9 protein-coding genes are annotated in these 15,909 nt (G+C 54.0%); 8 read left to right on the forward strand and 1 reads right to left on the reverse strand.

The genetic code is table 11. From position 1 onward, the window contains the following. Positions 1-21: 21 nt before the first annotated feature. Together ACO08I_RS00640 and ACO08I_RS00645 are read left to right on the forward strand one after the other, a co-directional pair. The gene (locus ACO08I_RS00640; RefSeq protein WP_421948165.1) at positions 22-4,167 is read left to right on the forward strand and encodes a two-component regulator propeller domain-containing protein; all 4,146 of its coding nucleotides are present in this window, start codon (positions 22-24) and stop codon (positions 4,165-4,167) included. A gap of 71 nt (positions 4,168-4,238) precedes the next feature. Beyond that, on the forward strand, positions 4,239-4,373 hold the full coding sequence (locus ACO08I_RS00645; protein WP_262501664.1) for a hypothetical protein: 135 nt from the start codon (positions 4,239-4,241) through the stop codon (positions 4,371-4,373). A gap of 44 nt (positions 4,374-4,417) precedes the next feature. Here the strand turns inward: ACO08I_RS00645 and ACO08I_RS00650 are convergent, their stop codons facing one another. Continuing rightward, on the reverse strand, positions 4,418-6,049 hold the full coding sequence (locus tag ACO08I_RS00650; RefSeq protein ID WP_421948166.1) for a glycoside hydrolase family 28 protein: 1,632 nt from the start codon (positions 6,047-6,049) through the stop codon (positions 4,418-4,420). 236 nt (positions 6,050-6,285) lie between these two features. Between ACO08I_RS00650 and ACO08I_RS00655 the strand changes: the two genes are divergently transcribed. From ACO08I_RS00655 to ACO08I_RS00680, 6 genes are read left to right on the forward strand one after another with little or no spacing between them, the layout of a single operon-like run. Continuing rightward, positions 6,286-7,158 carry an SMP-30/gluconolactonase/LRE family protein gene (locus tag ACO08I_RS00655; RefSeq protein WP_421948167.1) on the forward strand — a complete coding sequence of 291 codons (873 nt, stop codon included), beginning with the start codon at positions 6,286-6,288 and terminating at the stop codon, positions 7,156-7,158. A gap of 20 nt (positions 7,159-7,178) precedes the next feature. Further along, complete coding sequence (locus ACO08I_RS00660) at positions 7,179-8,378, forward strand: glucuronyl hydrolase (RefSeq protein ID WP_421948168.1); 1,200 nt, start codon at positions 7,179-7,181, stop codon at positions 8,376-8,378. After that, entirely contained in the window at positions 8,375-10,378 is a 2,004-nt protein-coding gene (locus ACO08I_RS00665) for a beta-galactosidase trimerization domain-containing protein (protein ID WP_421948169.1), read from the forward strand. Before ACO08I_RS00660 ends, ACO08I_RS00665 begins: the two co-directional genes overlap by 4 nt. A 4-nt stretch (positions 10,379-10,382) precedes the next feature. Continuing rightward, the gene (locus tag ACO08I_RS00670) at positions 10,383-12,734 is read left to right on the forward strand and encodes an alpha-L-rhamnosidase C-terminal domain-containing protein (protein ID WP_421948170.1); all 2,352 of its coding nucleotides are present in this window, start codon (positions 10,383-10,385) and stop codon (positions 12,732-12,734) included. Next, positions 12,731-14,314, forward strand: a complete 1,584-nt coding sequence (locus ACO08I_RS00675; protein ID WP_421948171.1) for a sugar porter family MFS transporter — start codon at positions 12,731-12,733, stop codon at positions 14,312-14,314. Before ACO08I_RS00670 ends, ACO08I_RS00675 begins: the two co-directional genes overlap by 4 nt. Then, positions 14,307-15,899 (forward strand): glycoside hydrolase family 43 protein, encoded by a 1,593-nt coding sequence (locus ACO08I_RS00680; RefSeq protein WP_421948172.1) that lies wholly within the window; start codon positions 14,307-14,309, stop codon positions 15,897-15,899. Before ACO08I_RS00675 ends, ACO08I_RS00680 begins: the two co-directional genes overlap by 8 nt. Positions 15,900-15,909 lie beyond the last annotated feature (10 nt).

The raw sequence follows: 15,909 nt of genomic DNA on the forward strand, positions 1-15,909 counted from the left end.
AATTTCAGACAAACAGAAAACATGCGAAGCCTAATTGCCACCACCATCCTCCTGATCGCCTGGAGTGCTGTGGCCACCCAGAATTACCGGTTTGATCAACTCAATGTTGCCGATGGACTGTCTCAGAATACGGTAAATACCATATTGAAAGATTCACGGGGCTACATCTGGATTGGTACCAATGATGGGTTGAACCAGTACAATGGGTATAGTTTCCAGGTATTCCGCCATCAGAACGCAAATTCCAACGCTCTAAAAGGCAATAAAATCCTCACGCTGCTGGAAGATACAGAGGGGCAGCTGTGGGTGGGGACCGCAAGTGGTTTGTGCACCTACGACCCTGAGCAGAGTAAGTTCGACCCGGTCCACCTTTCATCTGATCCCTCTTCCGGGCCTGGTCATCAGTACATCCGGACTATTGAGCAGGACCGGTCTGGCCGAATTTGGGTAGGTACGCTGAGTGGCATGCTTTACGTAAGGGAAAAGGAGAGCGTTGGCTTTAAGCCAGTCTTGTTCGCTTCACAGCCGGTCGCTGATGTCAGCGCGATTTGTGAAGACAAGCAGGGGACCATTTGGGTAGGGACTGATCATGCGGGGCTGTATTATAAGTCAGCGGGTTCAGAAGGCTGGGCTTTCTTACCTATTGAAGTGCTAAGTGGAGGGCAGGGGCTTGCCAAGACAATAAAGGAAGATAAGGTTGGTCAGCTTTGGGTAGGCACGCAGGGAGCGGGCCTGTTTAAAATCAGTACCGACCGGTCAGGGCTGTCTCACTACAGCGCAGCCGGGACACCCGGGCTGCAAAACGATCTGATCAAGAGCCTTGCCTTCGGGCCCCATGGAAAACTATGGGTGGCTACGGATGGCGGGGGGCTGTCAATCTTTGAACCACAAACGGGTGCCGCACAGCACCTTGGGTATAACCCTTACGATCCGCAGTCTGTTGCCAGCGACGCTGCCTACGCTCTGTTCAGGGATGAGGAAGGCCTGGTCTGGGTCGGTACGTTTGACGGAGGAGTTAGTATTTTCAATCCCAACCACAAAGCTTTTCACCACATCGGCCGTAGCCTGGTCAACAGTAATGGGTTGAGCCATCGTTCTGTGTTGTCCTTTCTGGAAGACCGGAACGGGGATATCTGGATAGGTACCGATGGTGGTGGGCTGAATATCTGGACACCTGGTGCCGATCAGTTCCGGGTACTCACTAAGGCCGATGGATTGAGCAGTAAAGTGGTCACGAGCTTGTGCCAGGGCCCCGCCGGCCAAGTTTGGATTGGTACCTATCGTGGCGGTTTGCAGCAGTTCAATCCCGAAACTGGTCACCTGGAAACCTACAAATACCAGGCGGGGAATCCGAAGGGCATCCGCAACGATAATGTCTGGGCTTTGCTGCCGCAGGGCGAACAGCACCTTTGGGTGGGCACACTTGCCGGGCTGGACCGTCTGGATTTAGCTACGGGCTCTTTTGAGCATTGGTCTACCTTCAGCCCGGAAGGAGAGGAAGCCTATGCCGAGCGGGTGACTACACTTTACCGTGGTCCTTCCGGTATGGTTTGGGTAGGGGGTAAGGGTGTCCGGTATATCTCAGAAGATTTAGGTGAATTGGTCCCACTTGAGGTATCCTCCGGAAGCACCCTTAATCAGTTTGACAGCAGGGCTTTCCTTGAGGATGCAGCCGGACGTCTGTGGGTTGGCACGGAAGGCGGCGGGCTTTTTATCCGATCCGCCAATGGAAGTGAAATCCGCAACTTCACCATGTCAGACGGGCTGCCCAGCAATGCCATTCATACGTTGTACCAAGGTGAAGATGGCGCCATTTGGATGAGCACGAACAAAGGGCTTTCAAGGGTATGGCTGGAAAGCGAATCCGGAGAGTTGCGATACCGAAATTATTGCAAGCAGGATGGATTGCAGAGCAATCAGTTTTCCTACAATGCCGGGCTGCAAACCCGGGACGGGCACCTGTACTTTGGAGGCATTAACGGTTTTAACTATTTCCAACCCGGTTTGATTCAGGACAACCCCCATGCACCTGAAGTGGCTTTGACCGGGCTTAAGCTCTACGATCAGTACACCACGCCGGAGGACGAAGACTCTCCACTGCAAAAACCGATTAGCCAGATGGAGCGGTTAGTACTAAGCCATCAGCAAAGCCAGTTGTTTGCACTGGAATTTACAGCACTAGGCTATACTTCCAGCGAAAAGAATCAGTATGCCTATAAACTCGAAGGCTTCCTGGACGAGTGGAGCTATATCGGTGACCGCCGGAGTGTGTCTTTCACTAACCTCAATGCGGGTACCTACACCTTCAAGGTCAAGGCGGCGAATAATGATGGTGTCTGGAACCCCGAGCCGGTTGCTCTGGAGATCATCATCAAGCCACCATTCTGGAGAACGCCCTGGGCCTATGCGTCCTATATCCTTATTTCTGTGCTGCTGCTTTTTGGCTTCCGGCATGCCCTTCTCATGCGCGAACGGTTCAAAAACAACCTCCGGCTTAAAGACCTGGAGCGTCAGAAAATGGAAGAGGTCAATCGGTTGAAGCTGGCTTTTTTTACGAATGTATCCCATGAGTTCCGGACTCCACTTACCCTGATTTCCGGCCCCGTAGAGCAGCTACTGGAATCCGGGCAGTTCAGTGGCCGTGCAGCCCGGCAGCTTCAGATCGTACAGCAAAATACGAAGCGCCTGCTCCGCCTGGTGAATCAACTGCTGGAGTTTAGGAAAATGGATGAGGATCAGGTACGATTATCTCCACAGTCTTCTGACATGGTCTCCTTTGTACAGGGGGTGAAAACAGCTTTCGACGGTCTGGCAGAAAGCCGGGGCATCAACTATCAGCTGAATACTTCCCTGCAGCGCATCCCCATTTGTTTTGATCCGGATAAGATGGAGAAAATCGTATACAACCTCCTGTCCAATGCCTTTAAATTCACCCGGCAACGGGTAGAGGTCAATATCAGGCAGAGCAAGCGGGTGGTTGAATCCGGAGAACCCCCAAAACCTGTAGTGCTGATTAGCATTACTGACGATGGGTCGGGCATCTCGCCTCAGCACCGGGACCGGATTTTCGACCGCTTTTATCAGGTACAGCCGGGACATGGGCAAACCGGGGATGAGCTCCCGCAGGGCACTGGTATTGGGCTGGCCTACGCCAAAGCCCTGGTCGAAATGCATGGAGGCGGGCTGGAGCTGGAAAGTACCCCTGGAAAAGGCAGCCGGTTTACCATCTGGTTGCCGCTGGATGCACAAGGCTTAGATTGCGGGCCGCAGCAGCAACTGGAAATGCCTGAACTGGTCGTGGAACAAGAAACTGAAGCAGCGCACCTGAACCCAACCGTTGCCCTTCCGGAGATGCTGGTCAAAACCGGAACGAAGCCCACCTTGCTCATCGTGGAGGACAATGAAGATGTCCGCCACTTCCTGCGGATGAGCTTTGAGCCCTACTTTACCATTGCCGAAGCTGAAAACGGTGAGAGAGGTATTGTCAAAGCACTGGATTTGCTGCCCGATCTCATTCTCAGCGACATTATGATGCCTCAAAAGAGCGGCATTGAACTGTGTCAAACCCTGAAAACCGACGACCGGACAAGCCATATCCCAATCGTTTTGCTGACCGCCAATCAAAGTGAGGAGAAACTGGTGATTGGGCTGGAAACCGGCGCAGATGATTACATCACTAAACCCTTTAAGTTCCGCCTGCTGAAAGCCCGCATCTTCAACCTCATCCACAACCGGGAGATGCTTAAGCAGCGGTTCAGCCAAAACATTTTGCAGCCGGAGCCCGATCAGCCCCCTTCCCCGGATGAGCAGTTCCTGCAAAAGGCCATCCGGATTGTGGAAGACAACCTTAATGAAAGCGAATTCGGGGTCAGTGATTTTGCCAAAGCGCTGGGCATGAGCCGGTCGGTCCTCTACCGAAAGTTCAGTGCCCTGACCGATCAGTCGGTGAAGGAATTCATCAATATTATCCGTCTCAAGCGGGCCGCTGAGATGCTTAAACTTGGGGTATGCGATTCTATTTCGGAAGTGGCTTACTCCGTAGGCTTCTCAGATGCACAGTATTTTAGCAAAAAATTCAAAAAACACTACAACATGACCCCAACAGCTTATATGTCGGCCGATCAGGAGAAGGCTACAGCTGATAAGGGCACAGAAGGACATTTGTAACGGGCATTTGGAACGAAATTCCACACGCTTTTTCCGGTTTGCGCCTATGTTAGGCACCTAATCAGAAGCCTATGTGGAATATTATCATCAATTGGGCCCGAAAAAAGACGCTGGAGAAACCCTACTGGCACTGGGTGGTACTGGAATACTTTTTCTTTGCGTTGCTGATCGGGATGCTGATCCTGTTACTGGTATTTATTGGGTAGCAGCCTGCTTAAAGCCATGCATCCGTTCCCTAACCCCCAAGAGCCTACTTCAGGTTGATTTCCTCCTTTTCAACCTCTTTGCCGGTTGCTAAAAATTGAGCGGCTATGCCCATAGGGTCATTATCCCGGAACACCAAATTACGGCTTTCAGCGCCCGAGACCTCAAATAACGTAGCCGTGCCCGGCTGAGGCAAGGTGTTGGTGATGTAGGCGTTTTGTACTTCCGTAAGCCGGATTGCGCTCCCTTTAGCAGCCTGTTTGCTCCGTACGCGGTCCATCTCCACGTTCTTCACCCGCTGAAGCGCTACCGCTGCATCCCATTTGGGTTCTGTTCCTTTCGAGTTATCCCAGTTGATGGTAAGGTCAGAAAGGACGAGCCCGTCCACATCGTGGGCTTCAAAACCGTGAGTTGCTCGTTTGTCCGGTTTGTCTTCAGCTTCCATTGTGAGTTGGACGTTGTACAGCCGGATGTTTTCCAGCATTTGTTCGCCGGGGTAGCCTTCGATTTTGCTGGTGCCCTGCCCGCGTGCCTGAATGTTTTGAAAGGTCACATTCTGAATTTTGCCAAGTTTGGAATCCGGGAACCGGCGCTTGAGCACCAGCCATATCGGATCGCCATTGCCCCACCAATTGAAGTGCTTACGGTCGCACTCAATGGTGATATTGGAAAACAGCACATCGCTTACCGTTGCCCCGTCCCGTACCACGATGCTCAACCCCCGGTTGCTGTTGCGGATCACGCAGTTGGAAAAGGTGATGTGGCGGAAGTCGCCGTGGCTTTCGGTACCTAATTTCAGCCCGGTGGAGGTGGACACCAAAGAACAGTTCGTTACCGTAATGTTCTCACAAGCCCGGTAATCCTCACCGGTGATCGTGGACTTCAGTACAATGGAATCATCACCAGTAATGATGGTGCAGTTGGAGACCACTACGTCCTTACTGCCGTCAATATCAATCCCATCGGCATTGACGCCCTGCTCCAGGCTGGAGAAAATATAAACGCCATCCACAAACGCCCGCTCGCACCATTTAAAGTGCAGGGTCCAATCGGTGGACTCAATCATAGAAATATCCTGAATCCGGATGTCCGTGCAGTCCTCCAGGAAAACCATACAGGTGTAAGGCTTTACCTTGTAGTACATTTTCATTTCCACACCGGAATTTCTGGCGTTCTCCGTTTCCTCCGCGATGAAGCCATCTACACTTTTCAGAGGCTCGTACGTCCGGCGGGCCTGCCCGTGAATCGTCCCCTTGCCGGTAATGCTGACGTTTTTTGCACCTTTTGCGTAAATCAGTACCGGCGTACCCTCGCCCGGCAATTTACCGGAGTCGTTCTTCTTGTAGACCACGAAGTCATTCTCATAGTCTTTTTCCCGCTGACTGGCGAAAAGGGTGGCGCCCGGTGCCAGGTGGAAATCCACATTATCTTTTAGCACTATGGTGCCGGTGGTATAAGCTCCGGCAGGCAATAGCACCTGTCCGCCGCCCGCGGCATGGCAGGCGTCAATGGCCTTTTGAAGATAAGGCTGTGCGTATTGAGCGGAATCTCCGCTTGCTCCGAAGTCCCGCACATTAAAAATGGTGGACTGAGCACCAAGTGAGAAGCCGGAGAAGATCAGAAACATCCACAGCAAAAGCTGTCTATAGTCAATTGAACAGTCTTCGCGCACCATCATCTTTTTTGGAAAGAGAGCAATATAACACCCCGCTGTAACCCTGTGGTGAGATAAGATTGTAACCTAATAACAGACTTCAGTTGGCTTTTGATTACAAGGCAGCGGACAAGCCCTCCTTTCCCAAAGGGCTTCTCGAAAAATAAAATACACAACTGGTTTTGTTCCAACGTTGGGGCAAAAGCTTTTCGAAAGTTGTGTATTTTATTTTTGCCCACTACAAAGGATTTCGCTGACTTATGAAGTACGCTATTCAACCGCTTTTTGATGTCCGCTGCCACCACGGCGAAGGGCCGGTTTGGGACCCGCAGGCGCAGCAGTTTTACTGGGTCGACCTCATGCAGGGGCAGTTCTTTATTGGCGACTGGGAAACTGGCCGGGTGGAAACCCACGTGGTTGGGCAGCCGCTTGGTGTCCTGGCCCTGCGTGAACAGGGCGGTGTGGTCATGGCGTTGAGGGATGGCTTCTTTACCTACGATACCCACAGCCGTGAGCTGAAGCAAGTATCACCCACTGAAGCCGACGTACAAGCCACCCGTTTCAATGACGGCGCGGTAGACCCTAAAGGCCGCTTTTGGGCCGCCACCATGACTTACGATGGCACGGAGCCGGTCGGCAACCTGTATTGCCTGAACGAAGCGGGAGCAGTGCAACGCCACGAGCAAAACTTAATGCTCCCCAACGGTATGGGCTGGTCTGCAGACCGAAAAACCTACTTTTTCGCAGATACCGAGCGCCATGTTGTTTATGCCTACGACTATGATTTGGAAACGGCCCGCCTCAGCAACCGCCGCAACTTCATCGAGTTTGGCCCCGAAGGCTTCCCCGATGGCCTTACCGTTGATACCAATGACCACCTCTGGGTCGCTATGTGGCAGGAAGGCAAGATCAGCCACTTCGATGCGCAGGGGAAGAAGGTGGAAGACATCGAATTGCCTGTTTCTCACCCCACAAGCTGTTGCTTTGGCGGACCGGAAATGCAGCACCTGCTCATCACAACCTCACAGCGCCCCTTATCTCCGGAGCAGAAAAAAGCCCAGCCCCTGGCAGGGGTGTGCCTGCAAATACAGACCAACACAACCGGGCAGCCGGAGCCCCGCTATTTGGGTTAACCTTTGTCAAAATTCATCACATGAAATATTTCCCGTTCTTTTTAATCCTCCTGTTGGCGGGCAGTTGTGCGGAACCTGCCGGGGAGGCGGACGCGCAGCTGTTGGAGCCGGCATTCGACCTCGACAGCCTTACTGAAGTTGCCGCCCGGCAGTACGCCAAAACGCTGGAAACCTTACCGGACACCAACCGTATTCCCCGCAATGCTCATCCGGACGGCTCCTGGAACCTCGTCAAAAAGGGCAACTGGGTCAGTGGTTTTTATCCCGGTGTGCTGTGGCACCTCTACGCCCTTACCGGTGATGAAAAGTGGAAAGAAGCGGGTGAGGCCGAGTTGCTGAAGCTGGATTCCGTTCAGTTTTTCGATTACGATCATGATATCGGCTTTCGGATTTTCAACTCATTTGGCAGTGCCCTGCGCTTTACAAAAGACTCGAGTTATGTCCCGGTGATTGTGGACGCTGCCAAAACCCTGAAAACCCGCTACCGGCCGGTCACCGGCGTTATCCGCTCCTGGGACTGGCACGATCAATGGCAGTATCCGGTGATCATCGACAATATGATGAACCTGGAATTGCTGTTTTGGGCAGCCCGGCAGACTGGAGACGCGGAAATGGAAACGATCGCTATTTCCCACGCCGAACACACCATGGACAATCACTTCCGGGACGATTACAGCACCTACCACGTCCTCGACTACGACACCCTCAGCGGTTCCGTGCGGGAAAAAGTCACCTTTCAGGGGTATGCCGACAGCTCCATGTGGGCAAGGGGGCAGGCCTGGGCCATCTACGGATTCACCCTGACGGCCCGGGAAACCGGACGGGCGGATTTCCTGAAGCAGGCACAAAGCGCAGCGGATATCTTCCTGAAAAGGCTGCCGGAAGATGGGGTGCCCTACTGGGACTTTGATGCCCCCGGTATTCCCGACGAGCCAAAGGATGCATCTGCAGCAGCTATTGCCGCTTCTGCATTGCTGGAGCTTTCCCAGTTGGTGGAAGCAGCCGACGACCAATACCGGTACCACAACGCAGCCATTGCCCTGCTCAATGCCTTAGCCACACCGGAATACCTGGCAGCATTACCCCAGCAGGGCTTACTGCTTCATTCCACGGGCCACAAACCCGGCAACAGCGAAATTGATGAGCACATTATCTACGCCGACTACTACTTTTTGGAAGCCCTGCTTCGACTGAAGGAACTTCAACCGCCAACAGAATGAAAAGCAACGTATTAATTTTTAGCCTGATCTGCTGGACGCTTTGGCTTGGGGGGCAGACTCCGCCTTCCATCGGTGCGCAGGTGTACATTGAGCCCGGACAAACAGCAGAAGAAATTGAAGGTTGGTTTTCCATCATGGCAAAATATGATATGACCGTTTGCCGCATCCGGATGGACGAAACGCATATGGCGCAGGCTAACGGAAGCTGGGAATTTACGCTGTACGATGCGGCCTTCGATGCAGCTGAACGGCATGGCGTCCGGGTATTTGCCACCCTCTTCCCGGCAAATACCGGCACGGGCGTGGGCGGCTTTAAATTCCCCAAAGATGCGGCTCACCTGGCTTCTATCGAACGCTACATTGGAGCCGTGGTGCCTCATTTCAGCAAGCATCCGGCGCTTTTTGCCTGGGTACTACAGAATGAGCCGGGTGTGGGCGGGATTTTGCCGAAAGGCGCGTACACGGAACAAGCCTGGTCGGAATGGAAAACCTTCAACCCATTGGCACCTGACCCCAATGGCTTCATGCGGGAAGACTTCCGGGAGCCGGAGTTCATCCGGCAGCATACCACTGCTTACCTGAGCTGGATCGCGGCGGAAATTGAAAAGTATGACTCTGGCCGGCACCTGCACGTTAACAGCCACATGCTCTTTGTGACCTTGCCGGAGTATGAATTCCCGGCCTGGCGGAAGCTGCTTTCTTCCTTTGGTGCCTCCATGCACCCGAGCTGGCACTTCGGCTACTTTGAACGCGATCAGTACCCGGTGGCGATGGGCGCGAACAATGATATCATCCGGGCCGGTGCCGGTGAGAAGCCCTTTTGGGTCACCGAATTACAAGGCGGCAACAACAGCTACAGCGGCTTTAACCCCATGACGCCAAGTGCGGAAGAAATCGAGCAGTGGCTGTGGGGCAGCCTGTTCAGCGGAGCCCAAGGCATCATCTTTTGGTGCCTGAACCCCCGGAAAGCCGGGTTGGAAGCCGGCGAGTGGAGCCTGCTGGATTTTCTGGACGAGCCAACGGACCGGATGGGAGCGGCGGGAGAAGTAGCGGCCTGGTTGGATCAAAACCCGGATTTTGCAAAGGCGCGACCGCAGACTGCAAACATCCATGTCCTCTACAACCGGGAGTCCATGTACCTGCAGCGCGACCGGGAAGTCCGCTCAGTAGAAGTGGAGCAATACTTTGAAGGCCGGTTGCCCGGAGCTACCATCAAGTCGGTTCTGGCGCACTACGAGGCATTGCTCGAGCAGGGCATCACGCCTGAAATCGGCAGCATGGACGATTTTGACTGGAAAGCGAGGGGAAGGGCAGGGGCAGCGGTGATCATCCCACATCAGATTGTAATACCACGCCGGCACTGGGAAGGATTGAAAACCTTTGTTGCGGAAGGCGGGCAATTGTTGTTGACGGGTTTGTCTGCTCATTTTGATGAGTATGGTCAGAATATCATGACGGGTGGTTTTCCTTTTCGGGAAGTACTGGGCGGTCAGGTGCGCGAGTTCCGGGTGATGGGCAATACTTTTTTGATGTCTGTCGATGAGAAGCAGTTGCCGGCCCACCTTTGGCAGGGCACACTTGCAGTAGACGCAGGGGCGGTACTCAGCTATGCGCAGGACAGCCTCCCTGTCGCATTGCAGCATCAATACGGTCAGGGGCGTACCCTCTGGATTCCTGCTCCAATCGGGTTGGCAGCCTGGCAACAGGATAACACACCGCTGGCTCAGCTGCTGCAAGCCTGGCTGGAAAATGGGGAATCCCTGCAGGTGCGTTTCAGAGGCCATCATCCCGGTGTCACAATGAAAACAATGGCCTCCGAGTCGGGGCTGTATACGATGCTCATCAATACAAATGACTATCCAAAACAGGTAGCGCTGGAATTTGCTGAGCTGCGGTCAGGACAAATCCTCTACGATTCTGCTGGAGCCGAATGTCAGGAAAATAGGGTGTTGTTACCCCCGAATGCCTGTGTGGTATTATTTTGGGAAAAACAAAACTGATGGTATGCAACAATTTCTTCCTGTGCTGTCTATGATTTGCCTGCTGCTTTCCCCTGCAATTGCTCAGGAACAGCCCAATCTGGAGGGGCAGGCCTGGCCGGCACGATGGATCACCCATCCTACCGCTGATACAGAGGCGTTTGGGGTATACCTGTTCCGGCAGGAAATGAATGTGGAGGCTGTTCCGGACGCCTTTCCCATCCGGATCTCGGCGGACAACCGCTACAAACTTTTTGTGAATGGCCGATATGTTGGTAAAGGGCCTGCCCGGGGCGACCTTCTGAACTGGCGCTTTGAGACGTACGATCTGAGTCCTTATTTGCAGTCCGGAGCGAACGTGGTTGCTGTGCAGGTATGGAATTTTGGAAAATATAAGCCCGTTGCGCAAATCTCAAGAGGCACCGCGCTGATCATTCAGGGGGAGGACAACAAAAGCGCCGGACTCAACACCGGTACCGGGCATTGGCGGGTGTACCGGGATACTGCTTATGCGCCCGTTGCTATTAATCGACAGCAAGTCAGGGGGTATTTTGTGGTTGGTCCAGGTGAGTTTATGAAGGTTGATGCGCACCCATGGGGCTGGAAAGCCGCTGGCTTTGAGGATAAAGGATGGCTTACTCCAAAGCCTTTGTTTTATGGTGTGCCAGAGGGAGGGACTTATGCAAACGGTGGTGTGCCTGCTTATCAGCTAGTCCCCCGTAGTATTCCAGCTATGGAAGAAAAGGTTGGTCCCCTGGGGCGTATCCGCCGGGCCAGCCTCAAGCTGCCTGATGAGGGTGTAGTATACGTGCCTGCCAATACAAAAGCAACGGTACTCATCGATCATAGCACGCTGACTACCGCTTACCCGGAGCTGAAAGTCACGAGTGGAGGAGAAGCCACCCTGCGCCTGTTTTACGCCGAAAGCCTGAACGATTCGACCCTTAACAAAGGGCACCGGGACAGCATCAACCATAAAACGCTCTTTGGTTTTCACGATGAATGGAAACTCGCGGAAGGCAAGTACGAACTGACCACCCTTTGGTGGCGTACCTTCCGCTATATCCGGGTTGAAATAGAAACGAAAGATGCGCCGGTGGCTATTGATCAGGCCGAAAGCCGCTTCACCGCCTACCCCTTTGAAGAGCGGGCGGTTTTTGATAGTGATAAGGAACTGCTGTCTGATATCTGGTCCGTTAGCTGGCGTACGCAACGCCTATGCGCCGGCGAGAACTACTTCGACTGCCCGTACTACGAGCAATTACAGTACGTCGGCGACACCCGTATTCAGGCGCTGATTTCCTACTACGTCTCGGGCGACCACCGGTTATTCCGAAAAGCAGTGGCCGATTTTTATCAGTCCCGCATGCCCTTTGGGCTTACACAAAGCCGATATCCCAGCCGTGATGAACAGATTATCCCGCCCTATTCCCTGTTCTGGATTGCGATGCTGCATGACTATTGGATGCATGTAGGGGAACCGGAGTGGATTGCCAGTATGTTGCCCGCCGTAGCGGATATTCTGCAGTGGTACGAAGATAGGATGGGCGAAAACGGGCTGCCAGGCCCAATGGAATGGTGGAACTTTGCGGATTGGGTGGGTGGCTGGCCGGACGGTGTGCCACCGGGCGCCGAATCAGGAGGTTCTGCCCTTATCGGCTTGCAGTGGGCTTACAATCTGCAACTGGCGGCTGATTTGTATGAAGCCTTTGGCGAGCCGGAGCGGGCAGCAACTTATCGCGCCCGGGCAATGGGCATCAATAATAGCCTTCGTAACCGCTGCTGGGATGAAGACCGTCAGCTATTTGCAGATACGCCTGCCAAAACCACTTTCAGTCAACACGTCAATACTATGGCGGTGCTCACCAATGCCCTGCCCGAAGCAGAACAACCCGCACTATTAGAGCGGCTGCTGAAAGATGCCACTTTGGCACCCTGTTCCTACTACTACGCCTTTTACATCACAGAGGCGCTATGGAAAACCGGGCTTGGGGACACCTACTTTGAGTATCTCGGCCCGTGGGAGGAGCAACTGGACCTCGGCCTGACCACTTTCGTGGAAGCCCCCGGTAAGACCCGCTCAGATTGTCACGCCTGGAGTGCATCGCCGGCCTACCACTTTTTGTCATTGGTGGCGGGCATCCGTCCGGCAGCGCCCGGCTTTTCCAAAGTAAACATTATGCCCCACCTGAACGGGCTAAGCGAACTCCGGGCGAACATGCCGCATCCAAATGGCACTATTGAGGTGGAATACAGCGAGGCAGATGGGCGTTTGGAGGGCAAGGTCTCCCTGCCTCCCGGATTGGAAGGCACCCTAAACTGGAAAGGGCAATCGCAAACCCTAAAAAGTGGCCCCCAATCCATTAAACTCCGATGATGATGCAAAACAAAACGAGCAGCGGGCAGATGACCCGCCTCGCCCTGATTATTTCTCTGGGCGGTTTCCTCTTTGGCTTTGATGCCTCGGTAATCTCCGGAGCTATCCGGTTTCTGGTACCGGAGTTTGGGCTGTCTGACCTGGCTTTGGGCTGGGTGGTGGCGTCCCTGACTTTTACTTCCACGCTGGCCATGATGGTCGCCGGGCCATTGAGTGACCGGATAGGGCGGAAGAAGCTGCTGCTGATCATTGCTTTCATGTATGCTTTCTCAGCCCTCTTTTCCGCCATAGCTCCGACCTACGGCATTTTGGTTGCTGCCCGAATGCTGGGCGGACTGGCGGTAGGCGCAAGCCTGATCATCGCTCCAATGTATATCGCAGAGCTGAGCCCTCCGGAAAAGCGCGGGCGCATGGTCTCTATCAATCAGCTGAATATCGTTATTGGGTTTTCGGCGGCCTATTTCTCGAACTACTTCCTGTTGCAGGCCAGTGGCTCAGGTGCAGAATGGGTGCAAAGCATGGGCATAGATACCAACACCTGGCGCTGGATGCTGGGCGTGGAGCTATTGCCTGCAATGGCCTACTTCGGGACCCTTTTTGCGGTACCGGAGAGCCCCCGCTGGCTGGTGATGCAGGGCAGAGAGGAGGAAGCCGCTGTGGTCATCGGGCAACTATCGGGCGAAGCGGAGGCCACGGCTCAAATACAAGCGATTAAGGAAAGTGTACAGGCTAAAGATGCCGGGGATTCGCTGGGGCAGAAACTACGGCGGCTGTTCCGGCCAACGCTGCGGAAGGTCCTCTGGGTGGCTGCCATCGTGGGCATTTTGCAGCAGCTGACTGGCGTGAATGCCATTTTCTTTTATGCCCCTTTCATCTTTGAGCAATCCGGTATTGGATCAGACGCGGCTTTTTCGCAGGCCATTTATATCGGGCTGCTCAATGTGGTCTTCACCCTCATCGCTATGAGCCTGATTGATCGTATTGGGCGCAAACCTTTGCTGCTGGTGGGTTTGTTGGGCATTGCGCTCAGTATGGGGCTGGTCAGCTATGGGTTTCAGCAGGCGACTTATGAGCTGACTTCGGAAGCCGTAGCTGGTCTGCCGGAAGGCGTGAACCGGGAAGCTTTGGGTGCGGTCATCGACGTCCGCTTCGAGGATGACCTGGCTTTTAAAACTGCGCTCAAAGCAGCCTTAGGACGGACGGTTTATGTGGCGAATGAAGCAGTCATCCTGCAATCCGCTGCCAATATCAACCCTACCTTGATTTTGACGGGTATCCTGGGCTTCGTAGCCTTCTTCGCCGTTTCCCTGGGCCCGGTCATGTGGGTGCTCTTTTCGGAGCTTTTCCCCAATTACATCCGGGCGGTAGCCGTCTCTTTTGTGGGTTTTATCAACTCCGTCGTGAGCTTTTCGGTACAGCAGTTTTTTCCGTGGGAGCTGGCGAATCTGGGCAATGCCCTGACCTTTGGCTTGTTCGGTGGCTTTGCCGCGATCGGCTTTCTGCTGGTCTGGCGCTTGTTGCCGGAAACCAAATCCCGCTCATTGGAAGAACTGGAAAAAGAACTCATCACCGATGATTAAAATTGAGAACCCTGTCTTGCCGGGCTTTCAGCCTGATCCCTCTATCATTCGGGTGGGGGAGGATTACTACATGGCTACCTCAACCTTTGAATGGTTCCCGGGCGTACAAATTCATCATTCCCGGGATTTGAAGCACTGGCGGCTCATTGCCCGCCCCCTCAATCGCCTGTCTCAACTGGATATGGCCGGCAATCCGGACTCCTGCGGGGTGTGGGCGCCCTGCCTGACCTACGACAAAGGGACCTTCTACCTGGTGTACAGCAACGTACGCTCCTTCGATGGCGTCTGGAAGGATGTCCATAACTATCTGGTCACGACTCAGGACATTACGGGCGAATGGTCAGACCCCATTTATCTCAACAGCAGCGGATTTGATCCTTCTCTTTTCCATGCGCCTGATGGCCGGAAATGGGTAGTCAATATGCTGGCCGACCACCGGGACAACCGCTTATTTGGGGGCATCGTACTGCAGGAGTTTGATCCGGATGCCGGTAAAATGACCGGTCCGGTGCACATGATTTTTGAAGGCGATGGGATAAAGAATGTAGAAGGACCACACCTGTACTACCGCAACGGCTATTACTACCTGCTCATGGCTGCCGGCGGGACAGAGTACGACCACTGTGCGATTTTGGCCCGCTCCCGTGACATCACCGGCCCCTACCAAGCCCACCCCGGTAATCCGGTTTTAACCACCAAAGGGCACCCGGACTGGTCCCTGCAAAAAGCCGGGCACGGCGACCTGGTCGAGGCGCCGGACGGGCATTGGTACATCGCTTTTCTGTGCGGCCGGCCTTTGTCGACACTGGGGCGCTGCACACTGGGGCGGGAAAGCAGCCTGGCTCCGGTGGAGTGGGGGGATGATGATTGGCTGTACCTTACCAACGGCAAACAACTGCCAGACCCGGCATTTTCGATTCCCGGTGAAGAGGTGCCTTGCCCTCAACCGATGGAACGCCATGATTTTGATACTACGGAGCTGCCGGAAGAATTTCAGTCCCTGCGCGTACCGATTACTCCGGATTGGGCCAACCTGGAGGAACGCCCCGGTTTCCTGCGCCTGTACGGCCGGGAATCGCTGAGTTCTTTTCATTACCAAAGCCTGCTGGCCCGGCGTTTGCAGCACTTTGATGCCACAGCAGCCACCGCTTTGGAGTTTCAGCCAACAACCTTTCAGCAGATGGCCGGATTGGTCGCCTACTACAATACAGGTCATTTCTACTATCTGCACATCACCTGGGACGAGCACCGGCAAAAGCGGGTACTCGATCTGATTGCCTGTGACCATTATGCGATGTCACACCCCATGAGTCAGTGTATTGATTTACAGGTGGATGGCAGGGTGGAGCTCAAGTTGCACTTCAATCATGCCGAGCTTCAGTTTTTCTACCGGGAAGAGGCAGGGGATTGGCAAAAAGCCGGCCCGGTTTTGGACGGGAGCATTCTATCAGACGACTACATTATGGAACAGTGTGGACGTTACCGGCCGGCATTCACCGGGGCTATGGTTGGTATTTGTTGTCAGGATTTGACGGGTGCCCGCAAGCCCGCTGATTTTGACTGGTTTGAATACAAAGCGGTTTGAAAGCGATAAA

It is taken from the genome of Phaeodactylibacter xiamenensis, assembly GCF_965229835.1.
GTDB lineage: Bacteria > Bacteroidota > Bacteroidia > Chitinophagales > Saprospiraceae > Phaeodactylibacter > Phaeodactylibacter xiamenensis.